The 16542-nt window shown below is 60.3% G+C and carries 15 protein-coding genes and 1 pseudogene; 10 read left to right on the plus strand and 6 right to left on the minus strand.

Annotation, left to right across the window (positions count from 1 at the left end; translation table 11 throughout):
* On the minus strand, positions 1–605 hold a 605-nt coding region (locus NJC38_RS22930), incomplete at its 3' end, for a transposase (protein ID WP_253117237.1).
* A gap of 14 nt (positions 606–619) precedes the next feature.
* Here NJC38_RS22930 and NJC38_RS22935 point away from each other — a divergent pair.
* Positions 620–712 (plus strand): annotated as a pseudogene (locus NJC38_RS22935) (IS200/IS605 family transposase); the annotation flags it as partial.
* 370 nt (positions 713–1082) lie between these two features.
* Here NJC38_RS22935 and NJC38_RS22940 read toward each other — a convergent pair.
* Positions 1083–1526, minus strand: a complete 444-nt coding sequence (locus tag NJC38_RS22940; protein WP_253117238.1) for a hypothetical protein — start codon at positions 1524–1526, stop codon at positions 1083–1085.
* A gap of 125 nt (positions 1527–1651) precedes the next feature.
* Here NJC38_RS22940 and NJC38_RS22945 point away from each other — a divergent pair, with 125 nt between their 5' ends.
* Positions 1652–2092 carry a universal stress protein gene (locus NJC38_RS22945; protein ID WP_045493321.1) on the plus strand — a complete coding sequence of 147 codons (441 nt, stop codon included), beginning with the start codon at positions 1652–1654 and terminating at the stop codon, positions 2090–2092.
* Between the two features lie 62 nt (positions 2093–2154).
* Here NJC38_RS22945 and NJC38_RS22950 read toward each other — a convergent pair whose 3' ends face one another.
* Entirely contained in the window at positions 2155–4077 is a 1923-nt protein-coding gene (locus tag NJC38_RS22950; RefSeq protein WP_253117239.1) for an ATP-binding cassette domain-containing protein, read from the minus strand.
* 192 nt (positions 4078–4269) lie between these two features.
* Between NJC38_RS22950 and NJC38_RS22955 the strand changes: the two genes are divergently transcribed.
* A complete protein-coding gene (locus NJC38_RS22955) occupies positions 4270–6198 on the plus strand; it encodes a transglycosylase SLT domain-containing protein (protein WP_253117240.1) in 1929 nt (642 codons plus the stop codon).
* Positions 6199–6691: 493 nt separating this feature from the next.
* Here the strand turns inward: NJC38_RS22955 and NJC38_RS22960 are convergent, their stop codons facing one another.
* Positions 6692–7501 carry an MOSC domain-containing protein gene (locus tag NJC38_RS22960; protein ID WP_045493329.1) on the minus strand — a complete coding sequence of 270 codons (810 nt, stop codon included), beginning with the start codon at positions 7499–7501 and terminating at the stop codon, positions 6692–6694.
* Between the two features lie 42 nt (positions 7502–7543).
* Entirely contained in the window at positions 7544–8473 is a 930-nt protein-coding gene (locus NJC38_RS22965; RefSeq protein WP_045493332.1) for a chemotaxis protein CheV, read from the minus strand.
* Positions 8474–9090: 617 nt separating this feature from the next.
* Here NJC38_RS22965 and NJC38_RS22970 point away from each other — a divergent pair.
* From NJC38_RS22970 to NJC38_RS22980, 3 genes are all read left to right on the plus strand, one after another.
* Entirely contained in the window at positions 9091–9507 is a 417-nt protein-coding gene (locus tag NJC38_RS22970) for a hypothetical protein (RefSeq protein ID WP_045493335.1), read from the plus strand.
* Positions 9508–9707: 200 nt separating this feature from the next.
* Positions 9708–10607: a histidine kinase gene (locus NJC38_RS22975; RefSeq protein WP_253117241.1), complete on the plus strand. Its 900-nt coding sequence runs from the start codon at positions 9708–9710 to the stop codon at positions 10605–10607.
* A gap of 2 nt (positions 10608–10609) precedes the next feature.
* Positions 10610–11269 carry a response regulator transcription factor gene (locus NJC38_RS22980; protein WP_253117242.1) on the plus strand — a complete coding sequence of 220 codons (660 nt, stop codon included), beginning with the start codon at positions 10610–10612 and terminating at the stop codon, positions 11267–11269.
* Here the strand turns inward: NJC38_RS22980 and yegS are convergent.
* Positions 11253–12185, minus strand: a complete 933-nt coding sequence (gene yegS, locus NJC38_RS22985; RefSeq protein ID WP_253117243.1) for a lipid kinase YegS — start codon at positions 12183–12185, stop codon at positions 11253–11255. The two genes, NJC38_RS22980 and yegS, sit on opposite strands and share 17 nt — an antisense overlap.
* A 279-nt stretch (positions 12186–12464) precedes the next feature.
* Between yegS and NJC38_RS29070 the strand changes: the two genes are divergently transcribed.
* From NJC38_RS29070 to NJC38_RS23000, 4 genes are all read left to right on the plus strand, one after another.
* Complete coding sequence (locus NJC38_RS29070) at positions 12465–12599, plus strand: hypothetical protein (RefSeq protein ID WP_290447359.1); 135 nt, start codon at positions 12465–12467, stop codon at positions 12597–12599.
* A 68-nt stretch (positions 12600–12667) separates the two neighbouring features.
* A complete protein-coding gene (locus NJC38_RS22990; protein WP_253117244.1) occupies positions 12668–14104 on the plus strand; it encodes an undecaprenyl-phosphate glucose phosphotransferase in 1437 nt (478 codons plus the stop codon).
* Positions 14104–15561 (plus strand): mannose-1-phosphate guanylyltransferase/mannose-6-phosphate isomerase, encoded by a 1458-nt coding sequence (locus tag NJC38_RS22995; protein ID WP_253117245.1) that lies wholly within the window; start codon positions 14104–14106, stop codon positions 15559–15561. Before NJC38_RS22990 ends, NJC38_RS22995 begins: the two co-directional genes overlap by 1 nt.
* A 191-nt stretch (positions 15562–15752) precedes the next feature.
* A complete protein-coding gene (locus tag NJC38_RS23000; protein ID WP_045495106.1) occupies positions 15753–16529 on the plus strand; it encodes a polysaccharide biosynthesis/export family protein in 777 nt (258 codons plus the stop codon).
* Positions 16530–16542: the final 13 nt, after the last annotated feature.

A 16542-nucleotide genomic window follows, 5' to 3' on the forward strand; every position in this document is an offset into this window, starting at 1 on the left:
GGTGCGTAGAACGAACCATCCGAAAGCGTGGCGAAGCGGGCAATGCCCATGTCGATGCCGACTGCCGCACCCTGTGCCGTGGGCTGCTCATCGATCTCGCGTTCGGTCTGGATACTCACGAACCACTTGCCACACGACTGGCTCACGGTGATGTTCTTCACAGTACCCAGCGTCTCGCGGCTGTTGCGGTAGCGCAGCCAGCCCAGCTTGGGCAGAAACAGGCGGCTGTTGGTCTGGTCGAGCTTGATCTGTTTCGGGTCGGGATAGCGGAAACTGTCGCGCTGCCCCTTCTTCTTGAACCGGGGAAAGTCGGCTCGCTTGGCGAAGAAGTTGGTGTAGGCCCGCTCCAGATCCTTGAGGCTCTGTTGCAACGGGTGAACAGGCGCATCGGCCAGCCATGCGGTTTGCGGGCTATGGCGCCACTCGGTCAGCAACTTGCACAGGCCCGCATAGCCGAGCTTCTTCTCGCCTTGCTCGTGGCGCTCCTTCTGCAACGCCAGCGCCTTGTTGAAGACGAAGCGACAGGAGCCCGCAAAGCGGCGCATTTGCCGCTCCTGCCGGCCGTCTGGCATGAGTTCGTACTTGAAGGCTTGAAGTCGTTGCATGCTGCTCTTGAGCCATGAGCAATGAAGGCGACATTAGGCGCGGACGGCACGGTGTTTTCAAGGTGCATGCCCATGGGGTCTTTGTAACGAAATACCGCCGTAGAATGGCATCTGTGTCGCCGTATTACGTCGCATCATCCTGTGGCTGTGCATCCATCGAACAGCAGCAGACACCCCACGGCAACCAGGGACGGCTACGCCGTCCGCGCTATCCTTCCCCGCCCTGAACGGCGGGGCTTGTCGCGCCCCGATGGTCAAAGTTCATCCCTTGCCCGTGCACCGTCATGGTTCACCGCAATAAATAGTAAGGAAAGAAAGCGACAAAACAGAGCAAAGCGGCTAGAGTTCAGCCAGCGCTGAAGCGATGACCGTTCGAGGCACTGCAACCACGGCATTGCACCGTCAGCCCACAGAATTACCGGCCTGCCTGGCCACCCCCGGCCCGATATGACTATCGGGCTTTTTTATGGGCGACGATCAGAGCCGGGCGAGCGCCTTCATCGCCTCATTAATATGCTGCAACACTTGAGCATCGCCACGCTCCCCCCAGTACAGGGAGAGCATCCGGGCATCCACCTCGACCTTGTAGACATCGCCCGGCAACCCTTGCAAATGGGCCATGACCCGCTCGTCCGCGCAAGGCTCACGCCAGCGATTGACCCACTTCCCCGGTTCGGTTTGCCAGTATTGCCATTGGCCAGGTTCTGCCGACCGGCGCGGGCAGTGATACTGCGCGCAGGAACCAGGCGGCTCGCGCAGCAACCAGTGCGGCCACTCTTCCCGTGCCAGTTGCATACCCAGCCCCAGGCGCCGTGCTTCAAGGCGCAGCGCCATTCTTGTGCTCTGTCTGCGTGATGGCAGCATCCACACCAGCGGGCTGAGCATCACACAAATGATTGACAGAATGATCCAGCCCGTCATATTTCTTGCCCCCGCGCTATCCAGACCAGATAACAATCATTAATAAAACGGCCGCTAGAAGGCCTGCCCAGACGGGCGCGAAAAGGCCATACTGGCTTCAACGCATTGTTCCGGAGGTTACTCTCATGCCGTATCAACACATTTTGGTCGCCATAGACCTGACCGACGAATGCGACCCGGTCATCAAGCGCGCTCGCCTGCTGGCCCAGGCCAGCGGTGCCACGTTATCTTTCGTGCATATCGTCGAACCCATGGCCATGGCCTTTGGTGGCGACGTGCCGATGGACCTGTCCCAGTTGCAGCAGCAGCAATTTGACCAGGCCCAGGCGAAGCTGGACCTTATCAAACAGAAATACCCGGAGGTTCTGGTCGGCAAAAGCCACCTGACCTACGGCCAGCCACGCCAGGAAATCCACAAACTGGCCAAAGAGCACGGCTGCGACCTGATCGTCGTTGGCAGCCACGGCCGCCACGGCCTGGCCCTGTTGCTGGGTTCTACCGCCAATGACGTGCTGCACGGTGCGCCTTGTGATGTGCTTGCAGTACGTTTGAACAAGCAGGACTGATATTGCAACGCGCCTGACGCAGCCTGGCAGGTGCGCGCCCTGTGGCGCGCCCTGCCCGTCTGTCAGTCGTCCAGTTCAGCCCAGCGCTCCAACAGCGCATCCAGCTCAGCCTGGACCGTCTCGACCTGGGCCAGTACCGCCGTGAGCTCGGTAGACGGCCGCTGATAGAACGCCGGCTGGGTGATTTGCTCGTTCAACGCCGCCAAGCGGGTTTCAGTTTCGTCGATCCGGCCAGGCAAGGCCTCCAGTTCGCGCTGCTCCTTGTAGCCGAGCTTTTTCTTCGCCACTGGCGCGGCCTGCACCGGTGCAGCGCTTGCGGCCGGCTTGGGTGCGACCACGGCACTATTGAGTTCCGATTTGCCCGACTTGCTGTCAGTCACCCCCAACAGACGTGGCGAGCCGCCCTGACGCAACCAGTCCTGGTAGCCACCAACGTACTCACGGACCTTGCCACCGCCCTCGAAAACCAGGGTACTGGTGACCACGTTGTCCAGGAAGGCCCGGTCGTGGCTGACCATCAACACGGTACCTTTGTAGTTCGACAGAACTTCTTCGAGCAACTCCAGGGTTTCAACGTCCAGGTCGTTGGTAGGCTCGTCAAGCACCAGCAGGTTGGCCGGCTTGCTGAACAGCTTGGCCAGCAACAGCCGCGCCCGCTCACCACCGGACAGCGCCTTGACCGGCGTGCGCGCACGCTGCGGGCTGAACAGGAAATCGCCCAGGTAACTCAGTACGTGGCGATTCTGGCCGTCGATCTCGATAAAGTCGCGACCTTCGGAAATGTTGTCGATGACGGTCTTTTCCAGATCCAGCTGATGGCGCAGCTGGTCAAAGTAAGCGACCTCAAGCTTGGTCCCTGTCTGCACATCACCGCCGGTCGCCTGCAGATCGCCCAGCATCAGTTTGAGCAGGGTGGTCTTGCCGGTACCGTTGGCACCCAGCAGGCCAATCCGGTCCTCGCGCTGCAGGACCATAGAGAAGTCCTTGACCAGCTCAGGACCGCCCGGATGGGCGAAGCTGACATTTTCCAGCACGATGACCTGCTTGCCGGATTTCTCCGCCGACTCGATCAGAATATTGGCCTTGCCGGTCCGTTCACGACGCTCACTGCGCTCGACACGCAACGCCTTGAGCGCACGCACACGGCCCTCGTTACGGGTGCGCCGCGCCTTGATCCCCTGGCGAATCCAGACTTCTTCCTGAGCCAGACGCTTGTCGAACAGCGCATTGGCGGTTTCTTCGGCGGCCAGCATGGCTTCCTTGTGCACCAGAAAACTTGCGTAGTCGCCGTTCCAGTCGATCAGCCCGCCGCGATCAAGCTCGAGAATGCGGGTCGCCAGGCTCTGCAGGAAGGCCCGGTCGTGGGTGATGAACAAGACCGCGCCCTGGAAGTCCTTGAGTGCCTCTTCGAGCCAGGCAATCGCACCGATATCCAGGTGGTTGGTCGGTTCGTCGAGCAACAGCAGGTCAGGCTCGCAGACCAGCGCCTGAGCCAGCAGCACCCGACGACGCCAGCCACCGGACAACTCGGCCAGGGTCTTGTCAGCCGGCAACTGCAGGCGGCTCAGGGTGCTGTCGACCACCTGCTGCAGGCGCCAGCCATCACGGGCTTCCAGCTCCTGCTGAACATGCATGAGTTTGTTCAGGTCGTCTTCGGTGACGCAGTTCTGGGCCAGATGGTGATATTCGGCCAGCAGCGAGCCAACCCCGTCCAGGCCTTCGGCGACCACATCGAACACGGTGCGGTCATCAGCCGCCGGCAACTCCTGGGGCAACTCGCCAATCTTCAGGCCAGGCGCACGCCAGATACTGCCGTCGTCGGGCTTCTGGACGCCCTTGACCAGCTTGAGCATGCTGGATTTGCCTGTGCCGTTACGGCCGATGATGCACACCCGCTCACCGCGGGCGATCTGCCAGGAGACCTTGTCCAGCAACGGCATGGCGCCGAATGCAAGGGACACTTCGCTGAATTTGAGCAGGGTCATGAGCTTCTCCAAAAACCGGGCGCGCATTCTACCCGAGATAGAGCCCCGCTGTCGGCAGCAGGACGAAATGACTCGCTTGCACCCCCGGTAATTATTTCCGGACACGTCACAGGCAGTCGCGCCACTTTCAACCCAAGCAGGCAAAAGGCTAAAGTAACGGCACTTTTCACGACTCAACAGCCCGGAAGTCCCATGCGCGGTCGTTTGTTCAGCCTAGTATCCTGTCTGCTTCTTTCCGCAACCGCTGCCATGCAGGTCCAGGCAGCGGATATCACCCAACAGCGCAAACTCTATGACGAGGCCAAGAGAGCCCTGGCCAAAGGCGACACCGGCCCCTACATGCGCTCTGCCGCAGCGCTGGCCGACTACCCGTTGCAACCGTATCTGGAATACGACGAACTGACCGCCCGTCTGAAGAGCGCCAGCAACGCCGAAATAGAAAAGTTTCTCGCCGAGCACGGCGACCTGCCCCAGGCCAACTGGATGAAATTGCGCTGGCTGCGCTGGCTGGCCGAGCGCGGTGACTGGCAGACCTTCGTCAAGTATTACGATGAAAAGATGAATTTCACCGAGCTGGACTGCCTGTATGGCCAGTACCAGATCAACAACGGTCAGCGCGCCGAAGCCTACGCCAGCGCAGAAAAACTGTGGATGACCAGCAAGAGCCTGCCAGGCTCGTGCGATACGCTGTTCGCCCAGTGGGCCGCTGCCGGACAATTGACCGAGCAGAAGCGTTGGCAGCGCGCCAAGCTGGCCGCCCAGGCACGCAACTACAGCCTGGCAACCACACTGGTCAACAGCCTCAATTCGCTGGCACCGCAGGGCAAGCTGTTGCTGGCCGTGGCGCAGAAACCGGACATGCTCGACAACCCGGCGCAGTTCAGGCCGGTGGACGAAGCCATGTCGGACGTAGTCGGTCTCGGCCTGCGGCGCCTGGCCCGCCAGGATCCGCCGAAAACCCTGGCGATGCTCGATAGCTACGCCACCACAATGCACTTCTCCAAAGAAGAAAAGGTCGAGATCGCCAAAGAGATCGGCCTGACCCTGGCACGTCGTTATGACGACCGGGCACTGGAGATCATGAGCCGCTACGACCCTGACCTGCACGATGACACCGTCAGCGAATGGCGCATGCGCCTGCTGTTGCGTCTGGGGCGCTGGCAAGAAGCCTATGACCTGGCACGCCGCCTGCCGGCCGACCTGGCCGACACCAACCGCTGGCGCTACTGGGAAGCGCGTGCGCTGGAGCTGGCGCAACCGGGCAACCCGCAAATTCCGGCCTTGTACAAACAAGTCGCGCAAGAGCGGGACTTCTATGGTTTTCTGGCCGCCGACCGCACCCAGAGCCCGTACCAGCTGAACAACAAACCGCTGGTTCTTAGCCAGGCCACGATCAACAAGGTGCGCAACACCCCCGGCATTCGCCGTGCGCTGGAATTTCACAATCGCGGCGAGATCGTCGATGGCCGGCGCGAGTGGTATCACGTCAGCCGGCATTTCAACCGCGACGAAATGGTTGCCCAGGCCAAACTGGCCTATGACCTGAAATGGTACTTCCCGGCAATCCGCACCATCAGCCAGGCCAAATATTGGGATGATCTGGATATCCGCTTCCCGATGGCTTACCGCGACACGCTGGTGCGCGAAGCCAAAGTGCGGGGCCTGCATTCGAGCTGGGTATTTGCCATCACCCGCCAGGAAAGTGCGTTCATGGACGACGCCCGTTCCGGCGTGGGCGCCAGTGGCCTGATGCAGTTGATGCCGGCCACGGCCAAAGAGACCGCAAAACGCTTCAATATTCCGCTGGCATCACCGCAACAGGTGTTTAACCCCGATACCAATATTCAGTTGGGCGCGGCGTTTCTGAGCCAGGTGCACGGGCAATTCAACGGCAACCGGGTATTGGCGTCGGCGGCCTACAACGCAGGTCCAGGACGGGTGCGTCAGTGGCTCAAGGGTGCCAACCATCTGGCATTCGATGTCTGGGTGGAAAGCATCCCGTTCGACGAGACGCGCCAGTATGTGCAGAACGTGTTGTCGTATTCGGTGATCTACGGCCAGAAGCTGAACAACCCGCAGCCGCTGGTGGACTGGCACGAGCGGTTCTTTGACGATTTGTAGGACCGGCCGGGCTGTCGTGCTGCAAACACGGCACCTCGCAGGAGCCGCTTTAGCTGCAATACTGTTCAAATAAGCGCCGCATGCCTTTGTGGGAGCGACCTTGGTCGCGAAAGGGCCGGTAAAGTCACAGCATCTACTGCGAATGTGCCGCCGTCTTCGCCAGCAAGCTGGCTACCACCGGTCTAACAGAACAGTATTGGCTTTAGCTGCAATACTGGTCACTTAAGCACTGTATGCCCACAGTGGGAGCGAGCTCTGCTCGCGAAGAGGCCAGTAAAAACACTACATCTGCTGCGAATGTGCCGCCCTCTTCGCGACCAAGGTCGCTCCTACAAAGGCATGCAGTACTTAACTGAACAGTATTGGCTTTAGCTGCGAAGCCTTTCGCGGCCAAAGCGGATCACCGCCCGGCCGCTCCTACAAGATAACCATTAAAAATCAATTGGTTGTAATTTGTTCGATGAGAGCGGCAGTCGCCACAACGGCCCCGCTCCTACTCCAGAACTTCCACTCGCATCCCCACCTCCAGCCGTCCTTCGCCATCGCTGACCAGGTTTTGCCCGAACAGGATTTCGTTTTCGATCAGACGGTAGCTCTTGAGGGTATTGAGCGGTTCGCGGTCGGGACTGCGCTGGCCGGTGGCGGGGTCGATGGTGGTCAGGACACAGCGCGAGCAGGCCTTGAGTACCCGCAACTCCAGTTCACCGATGCGGATGCGCTTCCAGCTGTCTTCGGCATAAGGCTCAGCGCCGCTGATCACCAGATTGGGCCGAAAGCGCAGCATTTCCTGCGGCCGGCCGATACGCGCAGAGAGATCGTCCAGAGACCCCTGACCAATCAGCAACAGCGGAAAACCATCAGCGAACCCGACTTTGTCGTCGATCGTCCCGTAACCATCGGGCAGCCAGCGTGCACGGGCCTGAGGGACATGCACCACCCGCACCGGTTTGCCAATGAAGGCACTGGCCCACTCGGCCGCCTCGTCACCGGCGTCCGGCACCTGCAAACTATCACGCCATACGGTGACACCGCGCAGGTTATCGGCCCGGTCTTCAGGCAACGCCACATCAAGCGCCGTGAAGCCTGGCGCTGAGAATGTCACGCCGCCAGAGGCATTCCACAGCACCGACAACTGCGACATGTGCGGCAATGCACGCTGGGTGAGAAAACGCCCGGTAGCGGCATCGACCAGCATCCAGCGCCGGTCGCCAACCAGCCCCAAGGCATCGAAAGCGGCGCTGTCGAGCACCTCGGGTTTGCACGACTTCAAGGGATAGCGGTAAAGCGCACTCAGTTGCAACATGGCCTGATCCTGGTGGAGTTCAGGCCACAGATTACACTGGCCTCAGCCGTACACCATCACCAACCGTTCACGAACGACGTCGACCAGCTTGTCCGGCTGGAACTTGGACAGGAAGTTATCGCAACCGACTTTCTTGACCATCGATTCGTTGAAGCTGCCCGACAGCGAAGTGTGCAACACCACATACAAACCCTTGAGCCGTGGGTCGTTGCGAATCTCGGTGGTCAGCCGGTATCCGTCCATTTCCGGCATCTCTGCGTCGGTAAACACCATCAGCAGCTTCTCGTTCATGTCCTGGCCGGTGTCGGCCCAGGCTTTGAGCATGTTCAGCCCCTTGAGACCATTGCTGGCGGTATGCAGCTTGATGCCGAGCTGCGACAAGGTATCGCGCAACTGGTTGAGTGCGACCTTGGAGTCATCCACCAACAGAATTTCCAGACCCTTGGCGCGTTCCAGAATCGGATCCTCAAGCTTTTCGGTCGACACCCGGGCGTTGTAGGGCACGATCTCGGCCAGCACCTTCTCGACATCGATGACTTCGACCAGTTGGTCGTCGACCTTGCTGATCGCGGTCAGGTAGTGCTGGCGACCGGCGCTGGCCGGCGGCGGCATGATGGCATCCCAATTCATGTTGATGATGCGGTCCACGCCGCCCACCAGGAACGCCTGCACCGAGCGGTTGTATTCAGTGACGATAATCGTGCTGTTCGGGCCCGGCACCAGCGGCCGCATGCCGATCGCTTGCGACAGGTCAATAACCGGCAGGGTCTGGCCGCGCAGGTTGACCACGCCACAGACGAACGAATGGCGTTGTGGCATGAGCGTCAGCTTGGGCAGCTGCAGCACTTCCTGAACCTTGAAGACGTTGATCGCAAACAACTGGCGGCCCGCCAGCCGGAACATGAGGATTTCCAGGCGGTTCTCGCCCACCAACTGGGTACGCTGATCCACTGTGTCGAGAATGCCAGCCATGTAGAACTCCTGAAGCGTTAATGACGATACGTCTGCCCGGTGTATCGGCCGAAGCCGCTCAGACCTTAGCCTGCGCAGCCGGGCTTTATCGCGAAATGGCAACCCACTGACTCAACCCGACACCCGACCAGACAACCGTCGGCGACCATTGATATCATATTAGCATCATGCTTTACTGGCTTTACCTTGCCAACTGCCTTGACGATATATATGTCGTTACGGGCCAGATCTTTTTTCAAGTATCAAAGAATTTGATGCTAGGGGTAACCCTGAGTCCAACTCAGGGCAAACCTGATATTCGCCTTATTCAATAGATATTATTGTGACACCATTCTCAATACATGAATGGAGTCAGGCTGTTGTTGTGCGTGCAGGCTCAAGCCCTGCCCCATGCGCGGCCGCCAAGGGGCAATGAAGCAAGCCTGCGCATCAGGGATCAAGTCGACGGCTGAGGTTTTCGGCACTGGCTGGCTAATGCGTGCCGATAGACATCATATAGCCATCATCGAACAATATTCAGAATCCCCCTACAGACTTTCAGCTGAAATGGACATTAACTGTCCGGCATTCCCCGCGAGCGCTCTGTCTACGCGATCGATGAAGTACGGAGACCCAGAATGCTGAACAGTAATCAATGGCAGCAGCGACATGACCAGGTGCTGGATGAATGCCTGAGGTTGCTGGACCGCTCCGAAGACTGCCTGGCGCATCTGGAGATGATCGCCAACGACAAGGACGCTATCAAGGGCCTGCAAAGCACCTTGCGCTCACTCACCGAAAAAGCCGTCGGCGCAGCACTGCACAGTACCGCCAGCTTTGCTGGCCAGTTGCAGCAACAACTCGAGGGCCTGGGTGATGACATGCTGCAGCACGAAGCCCTGCGCACCCTCAGAGACTGCCTGGGCCTGCTGGCCTGGCAACTGGAACTGATTGACCCGCAGACCGGCGAGCTGGGCATGGACGACAGCGAACAACACGAACTGCTCAACCGTCTAGCCGACCAGACCCGCGCAGCACCCAGGGCCGGTTGTTGATGCGGGGCAGACAATAATATCTACACGTAACAAGCAAGCCTTACGCTATCAATCAGCACAAACGCATTGCCGATGGTTTCGATATCAGGCATATCTTCGTTCATCAATACGGTTAAGTATTGCATTGCGATAACAGTTTGCTTGTCTGTAGCGCACCCATTGGGTCGCTGTCGCCGTGGACCACCAGCCAAGACTTTTCAATGATCGCCTTAATACCCCTGCGCAACTTGATCTCTCGCTTGCGCCCTACGGGCAACCGTTATGCCCTGATACTGACAGCCGCACTCGGAACACTCGCCATCCTCGCCAACACGCTGGTTTATTGGCGTACGCAGACACTGCCCGGCGCGTTGTTGCTGTTCAATCTGGTGACCTTCATCCTGCTCTTGCTGCCACGGCTGGGCGCACGCCAGGACGTTTGCCTGACCCCCGTTGAACTGGCCGAACACATGTTGCAGGTGCAAAAGACCGAGCGCCAACGAATCAGCCGCGAACTGCACGACGATATCGGCCAGATGCTCACTGCCGCCCGCCTGCAGCTCGACTGGTTGCAACGGCGCCTGCCGGACGATTGTCACGAACAGGGACGATTGCTCAACCACACACTGCAAGAGACGCTGGACAAGATCCGCGACCTGTCGAGCATCCTCAATCCGCGCCAGCTCTCAAGCCTGGGGCTGGAAGCGAGCCTGCGCTCGCATCTGGTACGCACCCTGGCCGACAGCGAGGTGCGCTGGACCTTCGACTGCCCGCAACCGCTCAATGGCATTGCAGAAGAGATCGCCGTTGCCGCCTTCCGGATCACCCAGGAGGCGGTGACCAACATGCTGCGCCATGCTCAGGCGCACAACCTGGTGGTGCGCCTGCAACGTCTGCCCCACGGCTTGTCGCTGTTCATTCAGGACGATGGCCAGGGTTTCGAGCCAGCCTTGAGCCCCGCCCAGGAAAACCAGCGCGGTATCGCCGGCATGAGCGAACGGGCGTGCCTGCTCGGCGGCGCCTGGTCGCTGCACAGCGAACCAGGCGTCGGCACTCGTATTGAAGCCGTTTTCCCGTGGGCCCCACGCAACCCGCAACGGGCCCACCCGCACAAGACCTGATCATGACCTGCACACTCTTACTGATCGACGACCACTCCCTGATCCGTGCCGGCATCCGCGCCATGGTTGCCGACATTCCCGGCTTCAGCGTGATCGGCGAAGCCGCTGACGGTGAACACCTGCCCGAACTGGTCCTGACCCTGAACCCGGATATCGTCCTGCTGGATATCTCGATGAAGCAGACCAGTGGCCTGGATGCCCTGCAACAGCTATTGCGGGCACGGCCGCACAGCAAAGTGCTGATCATCTCGATGCACACTGAACCGGCACTGATCATGCGCGCCTTGCAGACCGGCGCCCACGGCTACCTGCTCAAGGACACCACCGCGACCGAGCTGCAGCACGCGCTCCTGGCGCTGGCAGCGGGCGAGCGCTATCTCAGCCCGGCGATTGCCCACACCGTCATCAATCAGGCGTTGCTCGGGACCCCGAGCCTGCCTCTGAACACTCAGGACAGCCTCAACCTGACGGCCCGGCAACTGGAAATCCTGCGCCTGATCGTGCGCGGCAAATCCACCCGGGAAATTGCCTCGGGCCTGGGCCTGTCGGTCAAAACCGTCGAGACCCACCGCGCGCAAATCATGAAGCGCTTGCAGATCTACGACATCGCAGGCCTGGTGCTGTACTGCGTACGCGAACGAATCATCAGTCTGGACGACTGAGCCACGGCGTCTCACTGCCGCCCAACAGCGCCGAACCGGCAGGCAAGTGCACCATCAGGGCAGCAGGACGCGCCTCGAAACGCAGGTGCTGGCAGTTGAGGGGTTCGCCATCGAGGTTGATATCCAGCCCGTGGGCTGACTTGAGTTCGATCCAGGGCAGGCGGGCCCGGACGAACATGTTCTCGATCCCCAGGCCGCCGGCCAGCAAACCTTTCAGGGTGCCGACCAGTTCCTGTGGGGCCGGCAGGATACTGATGTCCAGCAAGCCATCGTCGGCCAGCGCATTGGGGCACAGCACATGACCGCCGCCGGCCTGCCGACCGTTACCGATGCCCAATGCCAACAAGTCTCCGGCCCAGTGAAAGTCTGGACCGCTCAGTTCGCCATAGGCCGCATGCAGTTCACTGAAACGGGTCAGGCCGGTAAACAGGTATGCAGCGCCGCCGAGCACCTTTTTCAGGTCTTCAGAGGTATTGGCCGTCACCTGGCTGCCAAAACCGCCGGTGGCCATGTTCAGGAACAGTCGCCCATCGACCTCGCCCAGATCGACGGCGCGCGCCGGCACGTCCAGCAGATCAAGCGCTGCATCGACCTCAAGCGGTACGCCAGCGGCGCGGGCAAAATCGTTGGCAGTGCCCAGCGGCAGAATCACCAGGCTCACAGGCTGATCAGCCGTATGACTGAGCGCCAGCGCTTCGGCGATATCGCGCAGGGTGCCGTCGCCGCCTCCGGCGATCACCTGCCGATGACCGGCGGCCAGGGCTTCGGCAACCAGCCGCTGGGCATCGCCGGCTTCCCAGGTCAGACGCACATCAAGCTCCCACCCCTGCTCGCGCTTGCGGGCAACCGCATCGCGGACCTGCTCGTTGAGCGACTGCTTGCCATGAAGAATCAGAATCGCTCTGCGTTGTGCCATGACACTCCCCTGTGTTTGATCAAAGGTTGCTGTCTATCCCGCGACTCTCGGTTCGGTGCATGACAGGTCTGCTTATGACCCCGGACGAAGTGAAAGCGCTCGCGGCTTCGAAGATTTTTTTATCCCGGCGCCATGGCCTCGTTGCCCCGTGTTTATTGAGCCATATTGCCATCAGGCGCCTTGACACGCTCTAGCGCCGGCAAAACCCGGACGAGAAACTCCACGTTTTCTGTTGCATGAGCTTTACTGTCAAAAAAGCTGCTCAAGGAGGTTTGCGCTATGAATCAAGGACTCATCCCGCAACACAACGGCAATCCGCCGACCAACCGTGCCCAGGCCAATGCCCGCATGACCTCCTCCTGCAGCCAGACCGCCACATCCTTGACAGACGCCAGACCCACCTCCACTTGTTGACCCACACCGCTACTGATCAGCCATGGATCGATACCCAACCAAAGGATTAATAGCAGTGAGTGAGCGCTATGCGTTTACAGCCCGTTGACAGCCTTTCCCTGACCCGTACCAGCCTGGTCGAATACTTCCTGTTTGGTATCCGTCTGGCTCATGGTCTGGCCTGCATTCTGCCAGGGCTGGTGATTCTGGCCCTCGACCCCGCAGCACCCGCAGATGCCGCCAAAGGGCAACTGGGTATGCTGCTGGTGTTCGGCATCCTCAGCGTGGTGGTATTCCAGGCCTTGGGGGTGTATTCCGAAGCGCTGTTCAGCAACTCGGTGCGCCTGCGCATGATCGTGTTCGCCTGGACCGCCGCATTCGGTCTGCTGCTGATCATGCACCACATGATGGATGTGTTCGAAGCGGTCGATCAGGATCGGCTGTTGCTCTGGTATCTGGCGACTCTGGGATTGCTGAGCATCGTGCGGCTGATGCTGCTGGTGCTGTTCCGTCAACAAATGAAAAAGGGCGTATTCCTGCAGACGGCGGTGATTCTCGGCGCGACGGAGAACGGCCTGCGGCTGGCCGAGTATCTGGTCGAACATCAGGACATCCGTTCCGGGGTCATCGGTTTTATCGACGATCGCATCGGGCGCATGCCCAAGACGGTCGCCAACCTGCCTTTGCTGGGCAACACCGGCGACCTGGAGCGGCTGATCCGCGAAGACAAGGTCACTCAGGTGCTGGTGGCGCTGCCATGGACTGCAGAAAACCGCATGGACCACATCATTCGCGAACTGCGTCGCCTGCCGGTCAATGTGTTGCTGGTGCCAGACATGATTGCCTTCCGGCACACCCACAACCGCATCACGGAAGTGGCCAGCCTGCCGATGTTCAACGCCTCCGATGTGCCGCTCAGTGGCTGGTCGCCGTTCATCAAGCGTGCCGAGGATATCGTTCTGTCGTCGCTGGCCATCCTGGCCCTGTCGCCACTGATGCTGCTTATCGCTGTCGCGATCAAACTCGACTCCAAAGGGCCGGTGCTGTTCCGCCAGAAGCGCTACGGCTACAACAACCGCCTCATCGAGGTATTCAAGTTTCGCTCCATGCATCAGCACCAGGCTGATGCCTCAGCGGAAAAACAGACCACCCGCAACGACGCCAGGGTTACGCGGGTCGGGCGCTTCATCCGCAAGACCAGCCTGGATGAGCTGCCACAGCTGTTCAATGTGGTGGCCGGCAGCATGTCAATGGTGGGCCCGCGCCCCCATGCCACAGCCACCAAGGCGGCCGGCATTCTCTTCGAGCAAGCGGTGAAGGAGTACACCTCGCGCCACCGGGTCAAACCTGGCATTACCGGCCTGGCGCAGATCAAGGGCTACCGGGGTGAGACAGATACCGTCGAGAAAATCGAGAAGCGCGTCGAACTTGATCTTGAGTACATCGAAAACTGGTCCGTCTGGTTCGATCTCTACATCCTTCTGCGCACTGTTCCGGCAGTGCTACTCAACCGAGAGGTCTATTGATGAGCACCCTCATCCCCTGCATCGTCGCCGGTGGTTCCGGCACCCGACTCTGGCCGGTCTCTCGCGAAGCCATGCCCAAGCCGTTCATGCGCCTTCCCGATGGCGAAAGCCTGCTCCAGAAAACGTTCAACCGCGCCACCCACCTGCCGGGTGTCGAGCGCCTGCTGACCGTCACCAACCGTGAGGTGTACTTCCGCACGGTGGACGACTACCGCCCGTTGAACAAACAGCGGGCAAAACTGGACTTCATCCTGGAACCTGCCGGGCGCAACACGGCCCCGGCGATTGCCGCCGCGGCCTTGCATGTATCGGCACTTTACGGGGCCCAAAGCCAGTTGCTGATTCTGCCGGCCGATCACCTGATCGCTGACGTGCCAGCGTTCGAGGCGGCGGTGGCCCGCGCCCGTGAGCTGGCCGAGCAAGGCTGGCTGGTGACCTTCGGTATTCTGCCCGACAAGCCGGAAACCGGCTTTGGCTACATCGAAAAGGGCCAGGCGCTCAACGGCGCCGGTTATCAGGTCGCGCGCTTCGTTGAAAAACCTGATGCCGCTACTGCCAAGGCCTGGGTCGATGGCGGTCTGCATCTGTGGAACGCCGGGATGTTCTGCCTGCGTGTCGATGTGCTCCTGGCAGAGCTGCAAGCCCATGCCCCCGACGTACTGGAAGCGGTGCAAGCGTGCCTGGACAAGAGCACCAGCAAGCAAGGCAGCAATGAATTGCAGCTCGAACTGGACGCTGAGCTGTTCGCTCAGGTGCCGGATATATCCATTGACTATGCGCTGATGGAGCGTTCGGCCAAGGTCGCGGTAGTGCCCTGCCAACTGGGCTGGAGCGATATCGGGTCGTGGCAGGCGCTGCGCGAGCTGACCCCGGCCGACGCCAATGGCAACCAGTTCAATGGCGAGACTGTTCTGCACGACGTGCATAACTGCTACATCGACTCGCCCAAGCGGCTGGTCGGTGCGGTGGGGCTGGAAAACCTGATCATCATCGACACCCCCGATGCGCTACTGGTCGCCGATGGCAACCGCACCCAGGATGTGAAACTGATCGCCCAGCAACTCAAGCGTCAGAACCACGAGGCCTACCGCCTGCACCGCACAGTGACCCGGCCATGGGGCACCTACACCGTGCTGGAGGAAGGCAAACGCTTCAAGATCAAGCGCATCGTGGTTCACCCGCAGGCTTCGCTGTCACTCCAGATGCATCATCACCGCAGTGAACACTGGATCGTGGTCAGCGGCATGGCTACCGTCACCAATGGCGAACGCGAATTCATGCTCGACACCAACGAGTCGACCTTCATCAAACCCGGCCACACCCACCGGCTGGTCAACCCCGGTGTCATTGACCTGGTGATGATCGAAGTACAAAGCGGTGAGTACCTGGGCGAGGACGATATCGTGCGCTTTACCGACATTTATGGACGAGTGCCGGCCCAGGCCAACAAGGCCTGACCCTGGCGAAATGCAGAATTGCCCGCACCACCCGGCGTGGGCAACCGGACAGCGTTGCATCCTGGAATCGGCAGACAGGGATTGTTGAGGTTTCACCAAGGCGATACTGAGACAGCAACAGCCCCGATGTCGACATGACTGTTTTTCCCCGTCAGGGAGCTGTATTCATGCATCAGAAACGTTCACGGCTCTTGCAGAGCTTGCTGGTGGCAACCAGCGTACTGGCACTGAGTGCCTGTAATACTCCGGCCAGGGTTGGCCTGCCGGAGGACCAGGCCGTGATCGAGGCTGCGCAGAATGCCGGCCGCGAACTGGCCGGCAAGCCGCTGCCGGCCCAGAAGATTCGCTCTGGTGACACCCTGCGGATCGTCCGCAACACCGGTGAACCACCGACCATCTCGGCGTTCACCGCCAACTCGATTTACGAGCTGACCCTGTTTCAGGTGCTCACCGATGGCACCTTCTCGTACCCCTATATCGGTACTGTGCAGGCCGCCGGCCTGACCGTGCCGGAACTGACCCGACAATTGCAGAGCCGTCTGGAGAGCGTGTACCGCGAGACGGCGCTGACCATCAATATTTCCCAAGCGCCGGGCAACACCGTGTTCGTCGGTGGTGCGGTGCGCAACTCGGCGTCACTGCCGGTGACCGTGGCCACCACTCTGGACCAAGCGATTGTTGGCGCCGGCGGCGTGGCACCCGACGCCGATGCCCGTCAGGTGGCGCTGCTGCGCCTGGAGGATAACGGCCTGTACAAGACTTACCTGTTCGATTACAGCAAGTTCCTCTGGGCCTCCGCCGAAGCCCCGCGAGGGCCTGTGTGGCTGCAACGCGGTGATGTGGTGTTCGTTCCCAAGTCCTCGGTCGGCAACAAGGTCGACGGTGTCAACCTGTACTTCAACCAGTTGATCCCTTTCGCCAAATCGATCGGTCTGGGCCTGAACTACGAGTTGCGTAGTCAAAATTAATCGTCAGGGAATC

Origin of the sequence: Pseudomonas sp. 21LCFQ010 (assembly GCF_024129905.1) — a bacterium.
Lineage (GTDB): Bacteria > Pseudomonadota > Gammaproteobacteria > Pseudomonadales > Pseudomonadaceae > Aquipseudomonas.